Here is a 24,714-nt window from a genome sequence, read left to right as displayed (position 1 = left end):
AAAGTATGACCAAAGTCACCGCCAAATTGCTTGAATACCCCTATTAAAAGAGTCAAACTTCTGCAAACTTGCTGAAATCATTCATTTCTATAATTAGCCAAAAAAGCCCTAAGGATATTGAGCAATGGCAAGCATCCTGGTTATTCATGGCCCCAACCTGAACCTCTTGGGAACCCGGGAACCGGACATCTATGGATCCGAAACCCTGGACGACATCAACCTGCGTCTGGCCCAAATGGCCAAAGCTCAAGGGCATCACCTGCTGACTCTGCAAAGCAATGCAGAATATGAGTTGATTGACCGCATCCATGAAGCCAAGCGGGAAGGCGTCGACTTTATCATCATTAACCCGGCAGCGTTTACTCATACAAGCGTAGCCATCCGTGACGCGCTACTCGGCGTCAGTATCCCGTTTATTGAAGTACATCTTTCCAATGTACATGCACGGGAAGCCTTTCGGCACCATTCGTATTTCTCCGATATCGCCATTGGTGTGATATGCGGACTCGGCAGCCAGAGTTATGATTTAGCTTTGCAAGCCGCCATTGCAAGAATTAACCCTTAACCATCGAGACACCAATTATGGATATTCGTAAAGTAAAAAAGCTGATAGAACTCCTAGAAGAATCGGATATTGCGGAAATCGAAATCAAGGAAGGCGATGATTCCGTTCGCATTTCACGCAAATCCTCGGTTGCAGCCGATCCAATCTATGTCAACGCACCTGCCGCAGCCGCCAGACCTGTAGCTGCAGCTCCTGCAGAACCAGCGCCTGCCGCTGCCGCATCTGAACCAAGCAAACCGGCACTGAACGGACATGTCGTTAAATCTCCCATGGTTGGAACCTTCTATCGCTCACCCTCACCGACGGCTCCTGCATTTGCAGAAGTTGGCCAGCAGGTAAAAGCCGGCGATGTACTGTGCATCGTGGAAGCGATGAAAATGATGAACCAGATCGAAGCGGACAAATCCGGCACCGTGGAAGCTATCCTGGTGGAAAACGGCCAACCGGTGGAATTCGATCAGCCGCTGTTCACCATCGTCTGACTCTAAGCATCACGTCCGTATGTGACGGCCGGCTTCTGACACCAGACCAGCCTGTCACTGCACAAACGGCTTTCTCTTCTTAGTTACCGAAGAAAGCCATTGAAAACGAAATTCTTACGAGTACATCGACCATGTTGGAAAAAGTACTGATCGCAAACCGTGGCGAAATCGCTCTTCGGGTTTTGCGTGCCTGCAAGGAGCTGGGCATCAGCACCGTTGCAGTACATTCAAGTGTCGATCGTGATCTGATGCACGTTCGACTGGCGGATGAATCCGTGTGTATCGGTCCGAACAGCCCGACTGACAGCTACCTGAACATTCCCGCCATTATCTCTGCTGCCGAGGTGACCGACACTGTAGGCATTCACCCTGGATACGGCTTCCTGTCAGAAAACGCCGATTTTGCAGAACAGTGTGAGAAAAGCGGCTTTGTATTTATCGGTCCTCGTCCCGAAACCATTCGCCTGATGGGGAACAAAGTCTCCGCCATACAGGCCATGCGCAAGGCCGGGGTCCCTACAGTCCCAGGCTCCGACGGCCCGATTACCGAAGACAACCAGCGCACCATTGAGGTCGCCCGTAAAATTGGCTATCCAGTATTGATCAAAGCTGCCTCTGGCGGCGGTGGCCGTGGCATGCAGGTGGTTAACAGTGAAGCGGCTCTGCTTAACTCTATCCACGTGACCCAAAGTGAGGCCAAAGCGGCTTTCGGCGATCCCACGGTATATCTTGAGAAGTTCCTCGACCGGCCGCGCCATGTGGAAGTACAGGTACTGGCTGATGGCCAGGGAAATGCCATTCACCTTGGTGATCGTGACTGCTCACTTCAGCGTCGCCACCAGAAGGTCATAGAAGAAGCGCCGGCTCCGGGTATTGATCCTGAAGCCCGAGCCAAAGTACTGGAAGCCTGTACCCAGGCGTGTATCGATATCGGCTATCGTGGGGCGGGCACCTTCGAATTCCTGTATCAGGATGGCAAATTCTATTTCATAGAAATGAACACCCGTGTACAGGTCGAACACCCTGTTTCAGAAATGATCACCGGCATTGATATCGTCAAGGAACAGCTGCGTATTGCCAGCGGAATGCCTCTCTCGATCAAACAGGAAGACATTCTGTTCCGCGGCCACGCCGTCGAATGTCGTATCAATGCGGAAGACCCGCAGAAGTTCACTCCAAGCCCAGGTACTATCCAGCATTTTCACGCTCCCGGTGGCAACGGTGTACGAGTGGATTCGCACCTTTATAGCGGTTATTCAGTACCGCCCTATTATGATTCACTGATTGGAAAAGTGATTTGCTGGGGAATTGACCGCGACAACGCCATGGAACGTATGCATAATGCGCTCGAAGAAATGGTGGTAGAGGGAATCAAAACCAATATTCCCCTGCATCGTCGCCTGGTGAGAGATTCCGGCTTCAGAAGCCAGAACTTCACCATCCACTACCTGGAAAAATTACTTAAGGATTAACATGAGCTGGCTACAGGTAACTGTTGCTGCAAGTGATGACACTGCTGAATATATAGAGGGGCTCCTTGAAGATCTTGGGGCACTTTCCATCACCATGGTGGATGCCCATGATGATCCGGTGCTTGAACCGGATCTCGGCACCACGCCGCTTTGGTCTAATACCCAAGTGGTTGCCCTGTTCAGCGCCGAAGTTGATCGGCAACTGGTCACATCACACCTTGAACAGCACCAGATACCCGTTAGCGCCATTCATTGTGAAATCATTGAGGACCGTGACTGGGAGCGGGAATGGATGACCCACTTCCAGCCCATGCAATTCGGGCAGAGACTCTGGATCTGTCCCAGCTGGCAGCCACCACAAGACCCTAATGCGGTGAATCTGCTGCTGGATCCGGGTCTTGCCTTTGGCACCGGCACCCATCCCACCACTGCCCTATGCCTGGAATGGCTCGACGGGCAGAACCTGCAAAACCAGGCGCTTCTCGACTTTGGCTGCGGCTCCGGCGTACTGGCTATCGCAGGTCTGTTACTCGGTGCAAGCAGTGCTGTCGGCACTGACATCGATCCTCAGGCACTTGATGCCAGCCTGGACAATGCTGAGCGTAACGGCGTGGAAGACAGGCTGACACTTTACCTTCCAGACCAGCTTCCGGAAATAACAGCCGATATCGTCGTTGCCAACATTCTGGCTAATCCACTCATCGCCCTTGCCCCCACCCTGGCAGGTTTGACTCGTGCTGACGGATCTTTAGCGTTATCCGGCATACTGCGGGAACAGGAGCAGGACGTCCGGGACGCCTATGAAGTGTTTTACGATCTGGATCCCACGCAATATAAGGAAGACTGGGTTCTCATCAGCGGCAAGCGCAAGAGCGGGATTTAATTCATTTGCCACTCCTGGTGCTTACGTTGTCTGCACAATATTGTGGCAAAAATGAAAGTTGACGGGGATGTGTTTGACACATGCCCGTCTGTCACCAAGTATTAAAGATCAGATACTTGCAAAAATTCTGTCTTTCATTCATGTTTAAACAGCTCTTTCCTACCGAGTACGCAGCAGCCTTCAAAGCTATGCATCTGAACCTTGATTTGGATGTCTGAATTGAAATCCGGCTTATACCTGTCGGCAGGAAGTGGAAATTGGTCATTTGCTAGTTAATCTTCGGAGGCTTCATTGTTAACCCGTTGTCCACATTGTTCCGCCAGCTTCAGGGTTTCCGATGCACAACTACAGGCTGCCCACGGAAAGGTCCGGTGCGGAGCCTGCATGAAAGTTTTCAATGCCTCTGAACATCTGATGTCAGAAGATACCGCTGCTGCGCCGCCACCCCGCTCACAGGCTACCAGACCACAAGCCAAAAAAGCGGCTCCAGAACCTGCTGTTGCAAAAAAAGACAACACATCCAGCATTGTCTCCGGTGACAACATATTCGCCGATACAGACTTTGAAACTCCGGAAATCGACGATAGCCTGGATGAGCTGACAGAAGCCCTTACTGCTGCCGGCGACGATATCGATGACGAATTGATGTTCCAGGATGACCCGGATGAGGATAAGGAAGAGGAAGGCTACTCAGGTGGACTGCTTGACGAAAGCGAACTAAGTGACAGCTTTCGTGAACTGGAAAAGCCCGATGAGAAAAAAGCTTACGAATTTGAAGGAGACTCCGAAGAAGAGGAACCTGCCGGGACAGATGAAAGCTGGGCTGAGCAAATGTTGCGCGAGCTCGAAAAGCCGTCATCGCCATCACCCGCACCAGATAAACCGGCACCACCAAGCAAGGCTCCGTCCAAGCCGTCCTCCCCTTCAGCCTCCGCCCTGGAAGTAGCGGATTATTCCGAGCCTACACCGGCGCCGCCTCCACGCCCGAAAACGACCTCCAGTCCGCCGCCTCAGCCTGATCCGATGGCCTCATCGATTCGTGCCGAAAGGGATAACCCCTACCATTCGTTAAGGGCCGACCCTATCAGTGTCCGCTCGATTGCAGGGGAAGGCGGGGGCTCCAACTGGTATAAAACCGCTTTCTGGACCCTGTCGATTATTTCTCTGCTGGTGTTCCTGGTACTTCAATTGGCCTGGTTTCATTTCGACAAGCTGGCCCGCTATGATCAGCTACGTCCTATATACGCCAAGGCTTGTGACGTCCTCGGATGTACCCTGCCCTCCTTGTACGACATTGATAAAATCAAGAGTCAGAACCTGGTTGTCCGTAGCCACCCATTGGTTAACAAAGCGCTGATTATTGATGCCATCATCATTAATCAAGCCACCTTTGAGCAGCCGTTCCCGGATATTTCATTAAACTTCTCCGATATCAATAATGCAGTGATCGCACAACGTCGATTTACCCCGCAGGAATACCTGTCCGGAGAAGCCAAAGGTATGAAAGTCATGCCGTCCAATGTGCCGGTGCATATTGCTTTGGAAATACTCGATCCAGGCAAAGAAGCGGTCAATTACACCCTCGATTTTATTGCCACATATGAAACCGGCAAGTAATACCTGACGGTTTCAGATCGGCCCGGATCAACGGGCCGAGAACACTCCTCCACAATGTATTGGTTAAATTTAACCCTTACGGGATAAAAAATACTCTATTTTTTAAATTTCAAGTCTTTTCCGCCCCCTGTCATCTGAGTATCATAGGCACCCCTAATCAGGGCGAACATTTTTTAAACACCTATCGTCATTGAGCTTCTATAGTCGCTACACGAAAGTAGCTGAACGAATTTGGTAGTAACTAAACGAATTTGGTAGTAACTAAACAAATTTGGTAGTAACTAAACAAATTTGATAGTAGCCGAACGAGCTAGATAGTAGCTGAACGAAACCGGCAGTAGCCGAACGAACTTGATAGTAGCTAAACAAAACTGATCCGCGGCCAATAACGAATACACCTCATGCAAATCGGACCTTACCCATTGCGTAACAATCTGATTCTCGCACCTATGGCAGGTGTTACGGATCGCCCTTTTCGACAGCTGTGTCGTTCGTTGGGAGCAGGCCTTGCGGTTTCGGAGATGATGGCGGCCAATCCGGACCTGAGAAACACCCGCAAATCAAAATTGCGGATGGACCACTCAGGTGAAGATGCCCCTATCGCGGTACAGATCGCCGGGGGAGACCCCGAAATGCTGGCAGCTGCCGCTCGCTACAATCAACAGCATGGTGCCCAGATCATCGATATCAATATGGGGTGCCCTGCAAAGAAAGTATGTAATAAAGCCGCTGGATCGGCTTTGTTAAGGGATGAAATCCTGGTCAGGGACATTTTGACCGCTGTGGTAAAGGCTGTTGATGTGCCTGTTACCCTGAAAATCAGAACTGGCTGGAGCCCGGAGAATCGCAACGGTTTAACCATTGCAAAGATGGCAGAAGATTGCGGCATTCAATCACTTGCCGTTCATGGCCGCACCAGAGAGTGCAAATATTTTGGCCATGCAGAATATGACACCATTGCAGAGATCAAACAAAGCATCTCAATTCCGGTTATTGCCAATGGTGATATCACCTCTCCGCTTCAGGCAAAAAAAGTACTGGACTACACCCAGGCTGACGGCATTATGCTGGGCCGTGCAGCTCAAGGACGCCCCTGGATTTTTCGGGAAATCGAACATTACCTGCGTACGCAGCAGTTTTTACCGGAGCCGTCTCATCAGGAGATTCGACTCATATTGGTCGGGCACATCAGTGATTTGCACGCGTTTTATGGCCCTGTGCAGGGCGCCAGAATCGCGCGTAAACATGTTGGGTGGTACCTCGACAGTGCCCGTATCGGAGCAGAATTTAAATCGCAATTTAACCGAATAGACGACGCCCAGGCACAATTAGATGCCCTTGAGAGTTTCTTTGAGCGTTTGTCGATAAAAGGAGAGGAAATCGCAGCATGACTACAGAGACCTTTGCCACGCCAGAAGCACCACTTCAGGTTGATAAATCCACCGCAGATACTATGACTCTCCGTGACAGCGTTGAGCAGGCATTGGAAAACTACTTTACCCAACTGGATGGTGCACCGGTCAAAGATGTCTACAACATGGTGCTGTCAGAAGTCGAAGCTCCTCTGCTGGAGCAGGTGTTGAAGTATACCCGCAACAACCAGACTAAGGCGTCAGTGTTGCTGGGACTTAACCGCGGCACCCTGCGCAAGAAGTTGAAACAGTACGGCTTGCTTTAACCTAAACAGGTAATCGTCGACTAGACTTATCATTTTCATTTAAATCAAGAGAGGGCTTAAAGCCCTCTTTTTGCTTAAACGAGAGACCCACTGACCATGACCAGTTCTGACTCAGTCAAAATCAAACGCGCCCTACTCAGCGTTTCCGATAAAACCAATATCGTAGAATTCGCCCGCTCTCTGGCTGACCTTGGGGTCGAGCTTTTGTCCACCGGTGGCACATACAAATTACTGAAAGATGCCTCTATCGAAGTAAGGGAAGTATCCGATTACACCGGTTTTCCGGAAATGATGGATGGCCGGGTTAAAACACTTCACCCCAAAGTACATGGCGGCATACTGGGACGTCGCGGTCAGGATGATGCGGTCATGGCAGAACATGGAATTGCCCCGATTGACCTTGTGGTGGTCAACCTTTATCCCTTCGAAGCCACGGTAGCCAAACCCGATTGTCAATTGCCGGATGCGATTGAAAATATCGATATCGGAGGTCCGACCATGGTGCGCTCCGCTGCCAAGAACCATAAAGATGTCGCCATTGTCGTCAATCCTTCAGACTATAACGGCATCGTAGAGGAATTGAACGGCAGCCAGGGTCAGTTGAGCCACGCAACCCGTTTTGATCTGGCCGTCAAAGCTTTCGAGCACACTGCGGCCTATGACGGCGCGATTGCCAACTATCTGGGCAAGCAGGTTCTGGCAGAGGAAACAGCCTATCCCCGGACCCTGAACCAACAGTTCATCAAAGTTCAGGATCTGCGCTACGGTGAAAACCCACATCAGTCCGCTGCATTCTATGTGGAGAAAAATGCCACAGAGGCTTCCGTGTCGACCTCAACGCAATTGCAGGGCAAGGAACTCTCCTATAACAACATCGCCGATACTGATGCGGCACTTGAGTGTGTCAAACCATTCGCTGACCCTGCATGTGTTATCGTCAAGCATGCCAACCCCTGTGGAGTGGCAATCGGGGCAGATCTGAAACAGGCCTATGACCTGGCCTTCGCGACAGACCCGACCTCAGCATTTGGTGGCATCATTGCCTTCAACCGGGAACTGGATGAAGAGACCGCCAAGGCAATCGTTGATCGCCAGTTCGTGGAAGTCATCATTGCACCACGGATCGCCCAGGCAGCCAAAGCGGTTGTCTCAGCCAAACCCAACGTCCGCTTGCTGGAATGCGGCGAGTTTGACGGTGAACGTCTGGCTGCCTTTGACTACAAGCGGGTTACCGGAGGGTTGCTGGTTCAGGACCGTGACCTGGGAATGGTGAACATGGACGCGCTGACCATGGCGACAGAGCGGGCGCCGACTGAGCAAGAGCTGAACGATCTGCTGTTTGCCTGGGAAGTGGCCAAATTCGTCAAGTCAAATGCCATCGTATATGCCAAGAACGGTCGCACTATCGGGATCGGCGCCGGACAAATGAGCCGGGTATACAGCGCCAAGATTGCCGGAATCAAAGCCGCAGACGAAAATCTGGAAGTCAAAGGCTCCGTCATGGCATCCGACGCATTTTTCCCATTCCGGGACAGTGTCGATGCGGCAGCTGCGGCAGGTATCACCGCGATCATTCAACCTGGCGGCTCCATGCGCGACCAGGAAGTGATCGATGCAGCGAATGAGCACAGCATTGCCATGGTATTTACCGGCATGCGCCACTTCCGTCACTAAGCGCCCAACAAGGCTAAGGATTCACAATGAATATTCTGGTCATCGGCAGCGGCGGGCGTGAACACGCACTGGCCTGGAAAGCTGCACAGGCTGACTACGTCAGCAAAGTCTTCGTTGCACCGGGTAACGCGGGCACGGCTCTGGAAGACAAACTGGAAAACGTCGCAATTGATGTTCTTGATTTTGATGCCCTGGTGGATTTTGCCAGACAAAATCAGGTGGAACTGACAATTGTCGGCCCCGAAGCACCACTGGTCGACGGGATTGTTGACCGCTTTCAATCCGAAAAACTGTGTATTTTCGGCCCCAGCAAAGGTGCAGCTCAACTGGAAGGCTCCAAGGCATTTACCAAGGACTTTCTGGCTCGCCACAATATTCCGACCGCGGCCTATGAGAACTTCACTGACATCGAACCCGCTCTGGAATATGTACGTCAGCAGGGAGCTCCGATTGTCGTCAAAGCCGACGGACTTGCCGCCGGTAAAGGCGTGATTGTCGCCATGACGCTTGAGCAGGCAGAAGATGCCATCAAGGACATGCTCGCCGGCAATAAGTTTGGCGATGCAGGGCATCGAGTGGTGGTTGAAGAATTTCTGGAAGGAGAGGAAGCCAGCTTCATCGTCATGGTGGACGGCAAGAACGTTTTGCCAATGGCAACCAGCCAGGACCATAAACGAGTGGGGGACGGCGACTCCGGCCCCAACACCGGCGGAATGGGCGCTTATTCACCTGCTCCGGTGGTCACAAAAGAGATTCACCAGCGCATCATGGACGAGGTGATATACCCCACTGTGCAAGGTATGGCATCTGAAGGAAATGACTATACCGGCTTCCTGTATGCCGGTCTGATGATTGCTGAGGATGGTACCCCCAAAGTCATTGAATACAATTGCCGTTTTGGTGATCCGGAGACTCAACCGATCATGCTGAGAATGAAGTCTGACCTGGTCCGGCTTTGTCAGGCAGCCACACGTGGCGAGTTGGATCAGGAGACCTCTGAGTGGGACTCCAGAGCCTCTCTGGGTGTCGTTCTCGCAGCAGGCGGCTATCCGGACGCTTATGCCAAAGGTAACGTTATCAGTGGTCTGAAGGACGCTGCAGAGCTTCCTGGAAAAGTGTTTCACGCTGGCACCAAACTGATTGATGGTGAAGTAACCACCAGCGGTGGACGGGTTCTGTGTGCAACGGCACTGGGCGATACTGTCTCAGAAGCTCAGCGGAACGCCTATGCACTGGCCGGCACCATATCCTGGGATGGCATGTTTTTCCGTAAGGATATCGGTTACCGAGCTGTAGCAAGGGAAGAAGCTAACAAGAGCTGATACGGCTTCCGAAAATTCCCTTTAAAACGGCAACCATAACGGTTGCCGTTTTTTGTTGATCAGACAGAACTTTAGCCGGCCTCTTGATCTTCGAAATTCCCCTGAAACGCTTTCCGCTCTTCAATTTCCTGAAGCAGGCGGGCAACGACACAGTCGTGAGTACCGGGGAAATTATCCCGTATGGTTTCCAGATACTCTTCGGCAATCTCGTAGTTACTCTCACGGCGTCTCATATAAGCGACTGCCACGTGATAAAGGGCATGAGAGCGCACCTGATCAGTCTGGGTGGTGTCGTTATAGATTTCCATCAACATTTTGATGGCGGCATCCAGACCATAGGGCGGACGGCTTTTGGCGAACTCCACAATCTTGGGACTGACCTCATATTCATTCCGTGGGCAGTCAGATCCTTCCCAATCCTGCTGATACTGCGCATAACCGTCTTCCATAGCATGAATAAAGGCATGCTTTTGTTTGGTTCTCTCAATAATGGCCACATCTGCCACCCCCACGGCAGCAGAATAGAAACAACCGCTCAGAAAGGAGCTGATCAGAATCATTCCGACACAGACGATTTTTTTCACTAAACTTTCCTCTATATTTTCATCCGGCCTGACTATCAGCAACAGAATAGCATTCAGACCCGGTCAACATTTCACACCTATCAACTTAACTTGAGGTACTTCGTGATTACTCCTCTCCCCAGAGACGCCAGCTCACAGGACAAACGGCGTCATTATCAGGAAACATTGAAGATTATTCAGCATCTCATCGCAGAAGAGCGGGATTGGATCACAATTCTGTCCACCGTATGTTGTGAGCTGCATCAGAGGTTTGATTATTTTCACTGGACCGGCTTCTATCGTGTTGTAGAACCGGCTCTGATGAAAGCGGGCCCTTACCAGGGCGGGCACGGCTGCCTGACAATCCCCTTTCACCGAGGTGTTTGCGGAGCAGCAGCGACCACCCATGAAACTCAGTTGGTGGAGGACGTTAACACGTTCACCGACCATATCGCCTGCTCCTCGACAACTCAAAGCGAAATTGTTGTTCCGGTCTTGAATAAAGAGAATGCGGTGATTGCTGTACTGGATGTCGATTCAGACTTACCAGCAGCCTTTGATCAGACAGATAAAGAGCAATTGGAATACCTGGCGACGATGCTGAAAGAAAAAGCCCCCTTGTTATAGCCTGTCCGAGCGAGTTTGAACAGCTCCGAATCCGCCGTTCTTTTCGGTAGCACACTCCCGACTCAACTATACTGAAATGGTTCCCGGGAAAAACCGAGCAGGCCGATAGTCGCCTCATGGTTGTCTCCATTCGCCCTTTGCGCCTGGAGGTTGTAATGAAACCTGTTTCGTCTTATTGCATGAGATCATTAGTGCTGCTGGCATTCAGCGCCTGGAGTTCTATGGTCGCAGCTATCAGCTATATAGGGCTCCCTGAAGTAAAGGCGGCCGGGATCACAAGAACCGAAATCAGAGTCGCCATTGATGCCTGGCCGCCATTTCGAATCCTCAATGAAGAAAGCTATAGCGGAATCGACTTTGATTTGTGGACCCGTCTGGCAGACGCACTGGAGCTGAAAATAGACTACGTGCGTTGTCCGTGGATTCGTTGCCTGAAAATGATGGAAGATGGGAATGTCGATGCCATGGGAGGCTTGGCGCTACGGCCGGAGCGAGCGGTTTATATGGAGTATCTGAAGCCGCCCTATTATAGATGCTCAACGGTTTTTTATGTAAGGAAAGGAGAACGGCAGCGTATTCGAAGTTATCAGGATCTTTATCAGATCGATGTCGGCATCGTGTCAGGCTCAGCGTATTTTCAGACATTTGATCACGACCAGAAAATCCATAAGGTCAATGTCAGCACCGAAAAGCAGCTGGTTGATATGCTTGGAAGAGATCGACTGGCAGCGATCATCGGAACAGATTGTCAGGCAGATTATGAAATCGCGCAGTCGCCCTATAATGACGTCGTCGAAAAAGCAGAGTTTCGGCCAGGCAACAGTGTCGATTTATATTTTGCCATATCAAAAAAATCTCCCTACCGTGCCCACGCCGAAATGTTCTCGAAAGCATTACGCCGACTTCTGAATAATGGGGCTATCGATGAAATCCGTAATGCTTATCTGGCACCGGATGCCAAGCCTGTTAAACGATAACGACTAGACGATAGCTGCCAATGCCAGATTCAGATAAATCATTCAGCAGCCTTAGGTGCGGCTGCTGAATTGTTTCGCAACGGACTGCAAGCGTATGACTTCTTCCAGCAAGTTCTGGTTCGCTGCATGGGTTTGCTGCGCATTCTGCGTCGTGATAGTCGCGGAATCATTGATATGGTGGATATTTCCATTGATCTCTTCGGTCACCGAGCTCTGCTGCTCAGCGGCGGTAGCAATTTGTGTCACCAATGAAGTGGTTTCCTGGGTTGCTGCCAGAATAGACTCTAATGAACTTCCCGCCTCCCGTGACAATTCGACAGTGTCTATCGACATTTCCTTCGCACGGTTCATCATCGCCACAGCGTGATTCACATCCGACCGAATAGACTCAATCGCCTGCTGGATCTCCTCAGTTGTCTTGGCAGTGTTGCTGGCGAGGTTGCGCACCTCATCGGCCACCACCGCAAAACCACGCCCCTGCTCACCGGCGCGGGCAGCTTCAATAGCCGCGTTTAAAGCCAGTAAGTTGGTCTGTTCGGCAATATTTTGAATCGATTCTACCAACGTGGAGATATTCTCACTCTTCGAACTGACCTCCTCCACTTTCCCTGAAGCTTCCGTCAGGCGATTGACCAGGTGATCCACCGAACTGATGGTTTCGTTGACCTTCTTCGAGCCTTCATCAACGAGCTTTTCAACCGCATGCATGGACTCAGAAGCGGAACTGGAATTTCTCGCAACATCATCAATGGTGGCAGACATTTCATTCATTGCCGTGGCAATCTGCTCTATTTCCACCTGTTGGTTGCGAATCTGCTGTTCAGAATCGGTGGACAATGAAGCGGTCTGCTGCGCAACAGTTTCCAGTTGTCGTACAGAATCCTGCAGGCGCCAGATCACTGTTTCCAGTTTGTTCTGCAGAAAGTGATGTACGGTTGCCAGTTGTCCCAGCTCATCATTTCTACCGCCATAAATCAGCCGGGATACCAGATTATCGTACACCTTGCGGGAGTTATCCGCGGCAGCCCGATATGGGGAGCTAATCCAGGCTCCCGCCCCTGCCCCCAACACCAGCCCAATGATCATGGATACCAGCATCGCCGTAGTGCCGACGTTTCCGACAAACAGGTTGACAGCCACCGGTAGCATGGTGAGCAGCACCGCTGCCATGACTTTGAAATACAATGACCAATGGCGAGGGGCCAGTTTGACATCCGGCATCTGTCCGGCGTTCAGTTTCTGATATATCTTTTCCGCCGTCTCAACCCGTCCGGTATCCGGTTTCACCCTGACAGACTGAATGCCGCTCTCTCCTGTTGATTTGGAGACAAAGGCGTCAACCCAATAATGGTCGCCGTTTTTACAGCGGTTTTTGACGATTCCCATCCAAGGTTTGCCGAGCTTTAGGGTATCCCACAAATCCTTGAAAGCCGCCGGAGGCATATCAGGGTGGCGCACAATATTGTGCGCCTGCCCCATCAACTCTTCCTGAGAGAATCCGCTGACGCTGACAAAGTCATCATTTGCATAGGTAATGACACCTTTGTCCGTAGTTGTTGAGACGATATGTATATTGTCAGGGTAATTCTTATTAACCTGAGTAACCGGTGTATTCTTTCTCATCTTTAACCTCGATGACATTGTTACGATCCGAGTTTCCGAATGAGGTCGGTTGAGATCGCATCCATGGTTAAAGCATAGAAATTATTGCCGGGTAGTCAAACCGTTTAGGAGGAGACAAAAGTAGAAATCTTCTGCCTTCTCTACACGTAACTGTATGATTTTTAAACTGAGGAGATTATCTTTCCCAATCACGCCCTCAGCACCTGAATGACCTCGAACAGTGCATTCAGATTGTGATAATCACACTTGGAACCCGCCTCGCTTTTCCGATTACTGACACAATGGTTGTTGCGAGTCAGAAGCCTAAACCAGGCTCCGTGCGTATGATCAACGAAATGGTTCCAACAATACTCCCACAGCTTTTCACAGGACTGCCAGTAATTGTCATCGCCTGAAGTCTGCGCAAGCATGGCAGCGGCTGCCAGTGACTCCGCCTGCACCCAAAAGTATTTGTCGTCATCGCAGATTGACCCATCAGGAGCAAAGCCATAATACAGGCCCTGGAAATCATGGTCCCAGGCGACCTCCATACTTTTATCAAACAGAAAACGGGCTCGCTGCAGCCACTCGGGGTTTTCATCATGGCGGTGCAGCATGAGTAACAGTTTACTCCATTCGGTCTGATGGCCCGGCTGAAAGCCCCAGGGCTTATAGAGATTTTTGGGATCATCACGATTGAAGTCCCAATCGATACTCAAATCCTGATGATAATGCTCCCAGATCAACCCCTGCGTGTCTGAGACCAATTGACCGGTAAATATTTCAGCAAGTTGTCGGGCTCTGTCCAGGTAACGGTTTTGACCGGTTGCCTCATAACAAAACAGGAGGGCTTCACAGGCATGCATATTGGCGTTTTGCCCTCGATACCCGGACACTTCAGACCAATCCGCACTGATTTCGTCCGCATATAGCCCTTGCTCACTTAACCAGAATTCCGATTCCCATAGTTCCCAGACTTCATCAAGCCATTCAGCCGCTCCGGGTTCCCGGGCCTTAACCGCAGCGGACAACGACAGCATGACAAAAGCATAGCCGTAACAATACTGAGTAAGATCTGCGGGCTCGTTATCTTCCAACGTCCAGACAAATCCCCTACTGTCCTGTCGTTGATGACGAGTTTTCAGGAATTCAAAGCCATGTTGGGCATGCTCCAGCATCCATTGCTCTCTGAACTCGAAGTATCCCCGGTAAAAATTGAACATCATGCGGGTGCTGCTGACCAAGTGCTTTGTTCCGTGATCAAACACCTCACCGTTATCAAAAAAATTCTGAAAATATCCTCCTGCCGGGTCAATGCAGCGATCCCGATAGAATTCAAGAATCTCCCGACAATGCTTAACGAGAAACGTCTCGTTACGATACATATCCATAACTCCCATTAGATAACCATCTAAGCCACGGCTGGTTTCAGTGCTATCCTGAATCAGAAATCAGCCGGGCGGTTTAATCATCATCCCCTGCCCCCCTCCAGTGGCCGGAAAAGTGCCGCTTGCGATACTGCAGAGGAGAGATTCCAAAATATTGTTTAAAGACCTCATAAAATCGGGTCACCGAACCAAAACCACAGGAAAAAGCAATCTGTATGACCTGTTCATCAGTACTCAGCAATAATTTTTGAGCCTGGCTCAGTCGTCGGGCGGTCATGTATTCCAGAATGGTGGTTCCCAAAGACTTTTTGAACAACCCCATTAAAAAGTTTTTGTTCAGCCTGACAGAATCCGCTACCTCAGCGACACCTATAGGACTGGTGTAATTCTGATGTATATATTCCAGAGACTTTAACACATGCGAATTCAACGCCTGACAAGGACCACCGCTGGAACCGTGGCATTCCTTAAGATTCGGACCAAGTTTACGCCTCAGAAACAGACAGACTTCGTCGAGCACCAACTCCTCCAGAGCATGGTCCTGCAGACCCAGCTCTGACTGCCACCTTGGTAAAAGAGATTCGTTACAGTAATAATCCTGGGACAACAACAGAGGATACCCATGGAGAATTTCGGTCTTATAGATGGAGGGTAACTTCAGGTTGAAAAACGCCATGAGAGACAGACGCAAACAATACAGATCAACATCTTCCGCCTGGGTAAAGCGGTAGGGGTGCATTCCGGATAAAAGAATTAAATCCCCCTGCTTTACGGCCATCTGTTTGCCCGCATACTCTAGCTGCATACTTCCGTGTAAAGGGAAAAGCATTTCCACACCGGGATAATGCTGAATATCTTCTGGAGCACTGTCGTAGGAAATCAGCGCAAGCGAGCACCGTCTGGTGTCGCTCTCGGGCTGAAACTCCACAGCCGGACAGCTCGACATCTGACCAAATTTCACGTTCAGCTCCTGACCAGTATTCTTATTTTTAGAGATTGCCGGAGTAGAAATTTCTGTCTTATCAGACCAGAAAACTACAGCCCCGCCAAAGCGGCTGGGAAATATATCCGGCAGATGGTCGCATTCCGTTATCTAAAAAAAACGGCGACCGGAAAACCGTGCCGCCGTTTTCGAGGCTAGATCCTGGCCTCTGTTTCGCTGTCGAAGAAGACAGCTTTTGATAAGTCCACCATAAAGTCCATCTCCTCTCCGGCTTTCACTGCAGAGTCTGGAGCCACCCGGCAGCCCACCTCTACACCGTTGAGGTCGATATGGATCAGAGTATCCGGACCTGTAGGCTCAACAATTTCCGTTTTCGCCCGGACCACCACCACGTCTTCTCTCTCGACTTCCGTGATGTTTACTTCACTGATCCGCTCAGGACGAACACCCAGGATAACCTGACGCCCCTCATAATCTTTCAGGGCAGCTCCTCGCTGACCTAAAGGCAGGCTGTAGGTACGGCCATCGGCAGTGGTCACTTTAGCCACCAGCTGATCCTGCTCTTTCTGAATAGGCGCCGGAATGAAGTTCATTGCCGGAGATCCCATAAAACCGGCAACAAAAATGTTGGCGGGTTCGTCGTAAATTTCCTGGGGAGTACCAAACTGCTGCACAATTCCGTCTTTCATTACCGCGATACGGTCAGCCAGTGTCATTGCCTCGATCTGGTCGTGGGTAACGTAGACAATGGTTGTCCCCAGATTCTGATGCAGCTTCTTGATCTCGGTCCGCATCTCAACCCTTAGCTTGGCATCCAGGTTACTCAGGGGCTCGTCAAACAAATAGATCTTCGGCTTACGTGCGAGAGCACGTCCCATTGCCACACGCTGACGCTGGCCACCGGACAACTGAGACGGCTTGCGGTCCAACAAGTGCTCTATCTGCAACATCTTGGCAACACGATCCACCTCTTTCAGGCGATCTTCCTTGGGAACCTTACGCATTTCCAGGCCAAAGGCGATGTTATCCCGCACATTCATGCTGGGGTACAAAGCATAGCTTTGGAAGACCATCGCAATATCACGGTCCTTCGGAGAGCTACCGGAGACATCTTTGCCGCCAATAAGAATGCGCCCGTCAGTGATGTCTTCCAATCCTGCGATACTATTCATCAAAGTGGACTTACCGCATCCGGAAGGACCGACCAGTATCAGGAACTCACCATTCTCGATGCTGATATTGATTCCCTTCAGAACTTCTGTCTTACTGCCGAAAACCTTGCGGACATTATCAATTTCCAACGCAGCCATGTTGCTAACCTCTCTTCATTCAGGGCCGCTTTACGCACGACCCTGCATAATCATCAAAATTCAGGGAAAACTCTTTAACCTTTTGCCGAACCGTTTAACCTTTTACCGAACCGGCGGTTAACCCTCGAACGAAATACTTGCCTGCCAGGACATAGACCAGCAGCGTAGGCAGACCGGCAATAATCGCTGCCGCCATATGAACGTTGTATTCCTTAATCCCGGTAGACGTATTGACCAGGTTATTCAGCGCTACGGTAATAGGCTGGGTGTCACCACTGCCGTATACCACGCCGAACAGGAAGTCATTCCAGATCTGAGTCGTCTGCCAGATGATAGTCACCACAATAATCGGGCCCGAGATCGGCAACAGAATTCGCCAGAAAATTCTGAAGAAGCCCGCCCCGTCCAACTGGGCAGCTTTGACCAGTTCACTCGGGATATTGACGTAGAAGTTACGGAAAAACAGCGTGGTAAAGGCTACGCCGTAGGCCACATGAACCAATACCAGACCGGCAGTGGTGTTAGCCAGCCCCAGCCAACCCAGAGTCTGTGCCATAGGTAGCAGCACAACCTGGAATGGAATGAAACATCCGAACAACAGCAGACCGAAGAACAACTCACTGCCACGAAAGCGCCACTTGGTCAGTACATATCCGTTGATGGCTCCGACTGCTGTCGAAATCAGTACAGCAGGCACCACGATTTGAACTGAGTTGAAAAAGTAACTGCCGACACCTTCACACTTCACACCGGTACAGGCGGAAGACCAGGCTTTGATCCAGGGCTCAATGACGAACTCCGCTGGCAGGGAAATCAGGTTACCCGCACGGATATCGCCCATTGTCTTAAACGATGTCAACAACATCACCACCAGCGGCAACAGATAAAACAAGGCTGCGGCAATCAGCAGAGCATGAATAATGCCCCGATTAATCCAGAATCCCCAGGAACGCTGGGCCATGTGTGTATTAACCATTGCGGGTTCCTCTCAACTCTGAATACAGGTAGGGAATCAAGATCGCCAGAACACCGCCCAACATAAGCATGGCGCTGGCTGCTCCCAGACCGATAGAACTGCGTGTAAATGAGTGCGCGTACATGAATGTGGCCGGCAGGTCAGTTGCATAACCTGGTCCGCCACCGGTCATCGCCATGACCAGGTCAAAACTCTTGATGGCAATGTGCGAAAGAATAATGAATGCGCTGAAAAATACGGGGCGCAGACTGGGGACAATAATTCTCCAGTAGATACGGGGCATGCTGGCACCGTCCATCTGGGCCGCCTGGATGATCGAATTATCAATGCCTCTCAGTCCAGCCAGGAACATGGCCATGACGAAACCTGATGATTGCCATACCGCAGCAATTACCAGCGTATAGATCGCCATATCAGGATCAACAATCCAGTCAAAAGAAAAGTTTTCGAATCCCATATCCCGAACCAGCTTTTCCAGTCCAAGTCCAGGGTTCAACATCCACTTCCAGGCAGTACCGGTCACAATGAAAGATAGCGCCATGGGATAGAGGTAGATGGTTCTGAGTACACCTTCCCGGCGAATCTTCTGATCCAGCAGAATGGCCATCATAACGCCGATAATCAGGCAGATCAGAATAAACAGTCCACCAAATAACCCCAGATTCGTGTAGGCGGTTTCCCAGCGAGGGTTATCAAACAGCTTTTCATACTGGAGTCCGCCAACGAAGCTATAGGATGGTAAGAACCGGGAATTCGTTGCAGACAAAACACCGGTCCAGATGATGTATCCGTAGATAAAGACCAACATCATAATGAATGTTGGTGCTACCACCATCTTGGGTATCCAGTGCTCCATCCGCTGCAGCAACCCACCTGATTGCTTTGCTGCCTGCAGAGGCTCTTCAGCACTCATCGTTATCGCCCTCATAGTGACCTCTAGTAGATATAAAGATAGCCCATTCCACAGAGAAGACTCCCTGTAGTCAGATTCATGATTTCAGAAGGAAACGGCTCCAGAGGCCCTGGAGCCGGTTATTATTACATGGCCGCTTTGACAGCTTGTGCCAGACGATTGACTGCGTCTTCTGCAGACAGGGAATCGTCGTTGAAGAAGTTGGTTACAACATCATAGATCGCACCTTGGATGTAAGATGTTGTGGACATACCGTGAGCCATACTGGGCACCAGGTCGCCGGTAGCCGCTGCGGCGTTGAAGGCGTCCATGGAAGCATCGGCACAGGAATCAAACTTCTCGCGGGACATGCCGGAGCGTACAGGAATCGAACCTTTGTTCAGGTTGAATGTTTCCTGGAAGGCAGGTTCCATGATGGTCTTCGCCAGTGCATTCTGGGCTTTGGCGTTTTCAGCATCGTTCAGCTTGAACATTGCAAAGCTGTCGATGTTGAAAGTGTATTGACCAGAAGTTCCTGGTGCAGGCAGACAGGCAAAGTCAACACCCGCTTTCTTGCCGGCAGCAACGAACTCACCTTTCGCCCAGTCACCCATGACCTGCATGGCAGCTTTACCGTTAATCACCATGTTGGTAGCGATGTTCCAGTCACGACCGGCAGAGTCTTTGTCAATGTACTTACGCAGGCCTTTGAAGGTTTTGAAGATATCGACCATTTTCGGGCTCTTCAAAGTGTCCATATCGTGGGTCACGAACGCCTTACGGTAGAAATCGCTACCGCCCATGCCCAGGGCCACAGCTTCAAACAGAGTTGCGTCCTGCCATGCCTGGCCACCATGTGCCAGAGGGATGAAACCGGCTTTTTGGATTGCGTCAGCCGCAGTGGAGAATTCTTCCCAGCTATTCGGGATACCAACACCGGCTTTCTTGAAAACTTCAGGGTTGGCCCACAGCCAGTTAACACGGTGAACATTGACGGGAACTGCGACGTAGTGGCCGTCAGACTTCATAACGTCTGAAACAACTTTGGGAAGCAGGTTGTCCCAATTGCCTTGCTTGGCGACAGGATCAAGATTGGTCAACAGACCCAGATCCGCCCATTCCTGGATATCAAGACCTTTGATTTGAGCTGCAGCAGGAGGATTGCCGGATACTGCGCGGGACTTCAATACGGTCATGGCACTTTCACCGCCACCACCAGCTACTGCGAAGTCTTTCCAGGAGTGACCCTGTTTTTCCAGCAGATCTTTAAGCACGGCTACCGATGCTGCCTCTCCGCCGGAAGTCCACCAGTGGAGCACTTCCACTTCACCAGCCTGTACGCTGGTAGCTGTAGCTGTGGCGCATGAGAGAACGATTGGAGCCAGATACTTTTTGAAATTTTTCATGATCAAACCTTCTGTTTATTTTTTTTAACCAGGTTTGCCAGTCAGCAAGCACTGATCGCTGTCAAACCCGAGATAAGCGAAAGCCCTGCTGAAAAGGCTGACAATTAGTATAAGGAGAGTTTTTCACCAACGGGGTAAGATAGAGCAACCTAATGTAACAAAACCTTACACCCTCATTTGACGGGCGTTACAGGGCAATCTTCCCGGATCTGACTCCCATTTCGCACATACATACGACGACGATATTGATTTGTCTCACCCCACCGGGCTTGTTTGAAAATTCTGCAACTTACTGAAAAAAGGCGATCAGCGGGCTGTATCAGAAAGAGGAAAGGTTGAGTATTGCTGAATAATTTTGTCCAGAGTTCCATTGCCCTTCAGCAGGGTAAGCGTGTCGTTAAAGTCGTGCAGAATATCCGAATATTTGCCTTTCTTTGCGGCAATAAAGATACCCACCTTGGAAATTGGATCAGAAACCACCCGTATTCTGTCCGACATCCCCGAAACCTGCAATTGATAGAGCCCGGACAGTCTGGAGTGGAGAAACCCATCGACAGTACCTTGGTCGGTCGCAAGAATATTGGCCGTCAAAGTGCCGTCAACCGTATTGAACAGCAGGGAGTCGCGCGCTTTGTCAACCACCTCACCATAGCTCCACCCCAGAATCACCCCAAAGGTTCTGCCCTTCATATCCTCAACAACCTGGTAATATTTGGGGTGGTTCATAACACTGAATACAACCATGTCCTCCTGGTAAATCGGGTCTGAATATTCCAGGTACTTCAGTCTTTCTGAAGTTTTCAGGATCCCCGCCACGATGGATTTACCGTCGTAAGCCATCTGCAGCGCACGCCGGAATGGATGTATTTGGACCTCTACCGGCTGATCCATGGCACCAAATACAGCCAGGACAATATCCAGGTACATTCCAGCGGGTTTGCCATTATCGTTATATAGAAAAGGGGGATTCTCCGGGTAGACGGAGATAAGATATTTGGAAGCCCCAAAGGCCAGACTGCTCATCGCAAGCGATAAAACCGCCAACCATTTTGAGATAACAGAAAGCCCGTTCCGCAATGACTCGCACCCAATGATTTCTGCTTTATTTTCAGTATAGCCGTTCTGTTAACGGGGATAGCAAAATCAGGCAATAATGGACTTCGGCAGTCGTTTTGTTCAGCCCGGACGATCAGTCCAGTGCCAGGGCCTTGTCGGTAATTGGCAGAGTCACCTCAACCACCAGGCCTCCTCCGGGATGATTCCGCAGGCGAATTTCGCCTCCATGTCCCTTAATAATATTCCTGACAATACTTAACCCCAAACCAGAGCCACCGGTGTTGCGATTGCGAGACTTTTCCAGCCGGACGTAGGGCTCAAAAATTCGTTCCATATCCCGTTCAGCCACACCGGGACCGTGGTCCCGAATAGTGACCATCATGGCTTCTTCTGTTTGCGACAAATGCACATTGACCGGTTTCTGAAGATCTACGACATGCATGCCCTTGGAGGTCTGCGACAAATGCGCTTCCGCCTGCCTTCCATAGAACACGGCATTATCCACCAAGTTGGTAAATGCCCGCTTCAGCGCCAGCGGCTTGCCCCAGTATTTTTTATTCACAAGACCAGTCAGGGACACCTGACGCTTTTCCAGGTTCGCGCCATCGCATATTTGCTGCAGCATGATGTTCATGTCGATGTTGACCGGATTCTCATGAATAGCGGTGTCTTTAACACACTGCAGGGCGCCCTGCACCATGTGCTCAAGTTCCAGCAGATCCTGCACGAACTTCCCTTTCACCTGCTCGTCCTCTAGCAGTTCGGCCCTCAGACGCAAACGGGTAATAGGTGTTTTTAAATCATGAGAAATGGCGGAGAAGAGAGTCTCGCGATCTTCAATATATCGCCGCAGCCGTTCCTGCATGGCATTAAAGGTTCTCGCTGCAGTCACCATTTCTGCGCTCCCGGATTCAGGGATGGGAGGACGATCGATATCACGCCCCAATTCCTCTGCGGCGCGGGACAGCAATTTCAAAGGTCGGGTCAGATAACGTATGGTCAACAGGGAAACCAGCATCACCAGAACTATGGTAATCCCCATAAACCACAAGCGATCTGCAGGCAGATTATCATTTTCCAGCAATCCATCCGGCGTGGGCATTAGGGTGGCGAGATAAAGCCACTCGTTTTCCTTGAGTCCCACCTGGATAACCAGAATCGGTGTTTTTGCCGGCTCCAGCAGCAGACTGTGGTGCCCCCATCCTGGCGGCAGGTCCAGCAACCGGATATCGTTGTTGAACACATGGAGTGTGGACGCCAGGGAAAAGTCCGCATGAAGATCAACTTCTGATCCCAACTGAGCCTTTAACACCTCGTTCATTTCCTCAAGAACCGCTTGTTTGAGCTCACTTTGAGGCGTGGGAGTGATGTTGATGTATTCGCTGTTGAAGGTGACGAAAAAGCGCGAGCCGCCGAGACGGCGCAACTGATCCAGCACGATATGGCGATAGTCCACGGGTAACGATTTGAAGAAGCGGACGGTTGAACTGATGCTGTAGGCAATCTGACTAGCCATACCGATCACACTTTCGTGGTGCCGGGTCTTGAGCTGGGTAACCCACACCAGCGACGACAATCCTTGCGCTGAGAGAACGGCAATCAATAACAGCAGAACAAAGCGGGATGCCAAAGATTTGGGTAACCACCGATTCAGGAATCTTCCAGCAGCGGCCTTATTCGCCCGCATCGACGTCCACCGGGACCGTTAACACATAGCCGGCACCTCGCACAGTTTTAATCAGGTGCGGATTCTTGGCATCATCGCCCAGACGTTGACGAAGACGACTCATGTGAACATCAATACTGCGATCAAACGGGCTACACTCACGACCATGTAGTACGTCGGAGATTTCATCCCGACTCAATACATCGTTGCCCTTGTTGAGAAACATCAGCAGCAGGCTGTAGTCCGCTCCGGTCAGATGGGTTTGTTCGCCATCAGGAAACTGCAACATACGTGTCGTGGTGTCCAGAGTCAGTCCACCAAAATGATAGAGTTTGGGTTGCTGGGCAGATTTCACCGGCTCCTGAACCCGCCGCAATATGGCTTTGATTCTTGCCAGCAATTCCCGGGGGTTAAACGGTTTGGCAAGATAGTCGTCTGCCCCCATTTCAAGCCCCACGATTCTGTCGGTCTCATCGGAGTTTGCAGTCAGCATGACCACCGGAACCCCGGATTCCCGCCGCAAGCGTTGGCAGATGGCGAATCCATCCTCACCGGGTAACATGATATCCAGAACCACCAGGTCGGGTGTGGATTGAGCCAACATCTGAAAGAACGCTTCACCATCGGCAGCCGATGACACATTGAATCCGTTTCGGGTGAGGTAATCACTCAACAGGGAACGAATCTCAGCATCATCATCGACCACTAAAATGTGTTTATTCTTCTGGGTCATCCCGTTCGACTTCTCTACGTCAAGTTCTCGTCAATTATCACTGGCCTTGAAGTGCCTTTGGCGGGATCATAGCACAAATTTCTGTTATGGCAGCGTCTGACAGCCTTGCCAGCGGTCGTCCACAGGTTAAAGTGGGCGGTCAGAATATACTTTCAGGAGAGCAGTGAAGCTACATGTATTTCTTTCTCGATGTCTTCGGTATTGCAGTATTTGCCATCAGTGGCGCATTAAGTGCCGGACACAAAAAGCTTGATGTTTTCGGGGTTCTGGTCGTGGCTCTGGTGGCTTGTCTGGGTGGCGGCACCCTTAGAGACCTGATCCTGGACGCCCACCCGGTTATATGGATTGCCAATACTTCATACCTATTTATCGGCATTCTCGCGGCACTTGCCACTTTTGTTCTGGTACGAATGCACTGGATTCCCAAACACACGCTGGAAGTCTGTGACGCGATCGGACTGGCCTTTTTTACCCTGGCCGGTACCCAAAAAGCCCTGGCGCTTGGGCACAGTACTGAAATCTGTCTGTTGATGGGCTTGATGACCGGCGTTGCCGGCGGTGTGCTCAGAGACATTATCTGCAATGAAATACCTCTGATTTTCCACAAAGAGATATACGCGACTGCCGCAATTGCAGGCGGGCTGATCTTCCTTTCTCTACACCACTTTCAGGTCAACGAACAATTGGCGGCAATTCTCGGCATGGCGACGACTCTTGTCTTCCGATTAGCCGGGATATTCTTCGGCATCTCACTACCCGCCTTCCTGTTTTCTGAAGACGAAAGGAGTAACGAATAAGATGCCATCGTAGCTTTCTATTTTGATATTCATTCATCGTTCTCCCTACCCCCAACGACTCCTTCAGGCTGGCAGCCTCCGTACG

Annotated in this window: 23 protein-coding genes; 12 read left to right on the top strand and 11 right to left on the bottom strand. The window is 50.8% G+C overall.

Annotated elements, in window-relative coordinates; all coding sequences use genetic code 11:
* Positions 1-124 precede the first annotated feature (124 nt).
* The 9 genes from aroQ (at position 125) to purD (ending at position 9,693) form a co-directional block, all read left to right on the top strand.
* A complete protein-coding gene (gene aroQ / locus BTA51_RS20910; protein ID WP_094710862.1) occupies positions 125-565 on the top strand; it encodes a type II 3-dehydroquinate dehydratase in 441 nt (146 codons plus the stop codon).
* Between the two features lie 17 nt (positions 566-582).
* Positions 583-1,047, top strand: coding sequence for an acetyl-CoA carboxylase biotin carboxyl carrier protein (accB, locus tag BTA51_RS20905; RefSeq protein WP_094710860.1), 465 nt, complete (start codon positions 583-585; stop codon positions 1,045-1,047).
* A gap of 131 nt (positions 1,048-1,178) precedes the next feature.
* Positions 1,179-2,519, top strand: a complete 1,341-nt coding sequence (gene accC / locus BTA51_RS20900; protein ID WP_094710858.1) for an acetyl-CoA carboxylase biotin carboxylase subunit — start codon at positions 1,179-1,181, stop codon at positions 2,517-2,519.
* A gap of 1 nt (position 2,520) precedes the next feature.
* Positions 2,521-3,402, top strand: coding sequence for a 50S ribosomal protein L11 methyltransferase (prmA, locus tag BTA51_RS20895; protein ID WP_094710856.1), 882 nt, complete (start codon positions 2,521-2,523; stop codon positions 3,400-3,402).
* Between the two features lie 291 nt (positions 3,403-3,693).
* On the top strand, positions 3,694-5,019 hold the full coding sequence (locus BTA51_RS20890) for a DUF3426 domain-containing protein (protein WP_094710854.1): 1,326 nt from the start codon (positions 3,694-3,696) through the stop codon (positions 5,017-5,019).
* Positions 5,020-5,411: 392 nt separating this feature from the next.
* Positions 5,412-6,410, top strand: coding sequence for a tRNA dihydrouridine synthase DusB (dusB, locus tag BTA51_RS20885; RefSeq protein ID WP_210404889.1), 999 nt, complete (start codon positions 5,412-5,414; stop codon positions 6,408-6,410).
* Positions 6,407-6,697, top strand: a complete 291-nt coding sequence (fis, locus tag BTA51_RS20880) for a DNA-binding transcriptional regulator Fis (RefSeq protein ID WP_094710850.1) — start codon at positions 6,407-6,409, stop codon at positions 6,695-6,697. Before dusB ends, fis begins: the two co-directional genes overlap by 4 nt.
* Positions 6,698-6,793: 96 nt before the next feature.
* Positions 6,794-8,371 (top strand): bifunctional phosphoribosylaminoimidazolecarboxamide formyltransferase/IMP cyclohydrolase, encoded by a 1,578-nt coding sequence (gene purH, locus BTA51_RS20875; RefSeq protein ID WP_094710848.1) that lies wholly within the window; start codon positions 6,794-6,796, stop codon positions 8,369-8,371.
* Positions 8,372-8,397: 26 nt separating this feature from the next.
* A complete protein-coding gene (gene purD / locus BTA51_RS20870) occupies positions 8,398-9,693 on the top strand; it encodes a phosphoribosylamine--glycine ligase (protein ID WP_094710846.1) in 1,296 nt (431 codons plus the stop codon).
* A gap of 71 nt (positions 9,694-9,764) precedes the next feature.
* On the opposite strand, the gene BTA51_RS20865 is transcribed toward purD, so the two are convergent.
* The gene (locus tag BTA51_RS20865; RefSeq protein WP_094710844.1) at positions 9,765-10,277 is read right to left on the bottom strand and encodes a hypothetical protein; all 513 of its coding nucleotides are present in this window, start codon (positions 10,275-10,277) and stop codon (positions 9,765-9,767) included.
* A gap of 102 nt (positions 10,278-10,379) precedes the next feature.
* On the opposite strand from BTA51_RS20865, the gene BTA51_RS20860 reads away from it, so the two are divergent.
* Positions 10,380-10,883 carry a GAF domain-containing protein gene (locus tag BTA51_RS20860; protein ID WP_094710842.1) on the top strand — a complete coding sequence of 168 codons (504 nt, stop codon included), beginning with the start codon at positions 10,380-10,382 and terminating at the stop codon, positions 10,881-10,883.
* Between the two features lie 155 nt (positions 10,884-11,038).
* The gene (locus tag BTA51_RS20855; protein WP_094710840.1) at positions 11,039-11,860 is read left to right on the top strand and encodes an ABC transporter substrate-binding protein; all 822 of its coding nucleotides are present in this window, start codon (positions 11,039-11,041) and stop codon (positions 11,858-11,860) included.
* 51 nt (positions 11,861-11,911) lie between these two features.
* Here BTA51_RS20855 and BTA51_RS20850 read toward each other — a convergent pair whose 3' ends face one another.
* From BTA51_RS20850 to BTA51_RS20805, 10 genes are all read right to left on the bottom strand, one after another.
* Entirely contained in the window at positions 11,912-13,483 is a 1,572-nt protein-coding gene (locus tag BTA51_RS20850) for a PAS domain-containing methyl-accepting chemotaxis protein (RefSeq protein WP_168188242.1), read from the bottom strand.
* 188 nt (positions 13,484-13,671) lie between these two features.
* Positions 13,672-14,847 carry an AGE family epimerase/isomerase gene (locus BTA51_RS20845; RefSeq protein ID WP_094711042.1) on the bottom strand — a complete coding sequence of 392 codons (1,176 nt, stop codon included), beginning with the start codon at positions 14,845-14,847 and terminating at the stop codon, positions 13,672-13,674.
* Between the two features lie 79 nt (positions 14,848-14,926).
* Entirely contained in the window at positions 14,927-15,811 is an 885-nt protein-coding gene (locus tag BTA51_RS20840) for a helix-turn-helix domain-containing protein (RefSeq protein ID WP_094710836.1), read from the bottom strand.
* Positions 15,812-15,987: 176 nt separating this feature from the next.
* Positions 15,988-17,103: an ABC transporter ATP-binding protein gene (locus BTA51_RS20835; RefSeq protein WP_094710834.1), complete on the bottom strand. Its 1,116-nt coding sequence runs from the start codon at positions 17,101-17,103 to the stop codon at positions 15,988-15,990.
* 94 nt (positions 17,104-17,197) lie between these two features.
* Entirely contained in the window at positions 17,198-18,064 is an 867-nt protein-coding gene (locus tag BTA51_RS20830) for a carbohydrate ABC transporter permease (protein WP_371333221.1), read from the bottom strand.
* 7 nt (positions 18,065-18,071) lie between these two features.
* Positions 18,072-18,992, bottom strand: coding sequence for a carbohydrate ABC transporter permease (locus BTA51_RS20825; protein ID WP_094710830.1), 921 nt, complete (start codon positions 18,990-18,992; stop codon positions 18,072-18,074).
* Between the two features lie 125 nt (positions 18,993-19,117).
* The gene (locus BTA51_RS20820; RefSeq protein ID WP_094710828.1) at positions 19,118-20,377 is read right to left on the bottom strand and encodes an ABC transporter substrate-binding protein; all 1,260 of its coding nucleotides are present in this window, start codon (positions 20,375-20,377) and stop codon (positions 19,118-19,120) included.
* Positions 20,378-20,683: 306 nt separating this feature from the next.
* Entirely contained in the window at positions 20,684-21,400 is a 717-nt protein-coding gene (locus BTA51_RS20815) for an ABC transporter substrate-binding protein (RefSeq protein ID WP_094710827.1), read from the bottom strand.
* Between the two features lie 166 nt (positions 21,401-21,566).
* Positions 21,567-23,120, bottom strand: a complete 1,554-nt coding sequence (locus BTA51_RS20810; protein WP_094710826.1) for an ATP-binding protein — start codon at positions 23,118-23,120, stop codon at positions 21,567-21,569.
* Positions 23,107-23,832, bottom strand: coding sequence for a response regulator (locus BTA51_RS20805; RefSeq protein WP_094710824.1), 726 nt, complete (start codon positions 23,830-23,832; stop codon positions 23,107-23,109). Before BTA51_RS20805 ends, BTA51_RS20810 begins: the two co-directional genes overlap by 14 nt.
* A gap of 173 nt (positions 23,833-24,005) precedes the next feature.
* Here BTA51_RS20805 and BTA51_RS20800 point away from each other — a divergent pair, with 173 nt between their 5' ends.
* The gene (locus BTA51_RS20800) at positions 24,006-24,629 is read left to right on the top strand and encodes a trimeric intracellular cation channel family protein (RefSeq protein ID WP_094710822.1); all 624 of its coding nucleotides are present in this window, start codon (positions 24,006-24,008) and stop codon (positions 24,627-24,629) included.
* The last annotated feature ends 85 nt before the right edge of the window (positions 24,630-24,714 follow it).

It is taken from the genome of Hahella sp. CCB-MM4, assembly GCF_002260525.1.
Lineage (GTDB): Bacteria > Pseudomonadota > Gammaproteobacteria > Pseudomonadales > Oleiphilaceae > Hahella.
Note: the sequence above shows the minus strand (reverse complement) of the source record. Positions and strands in the feature narration are given on the sequence as shown.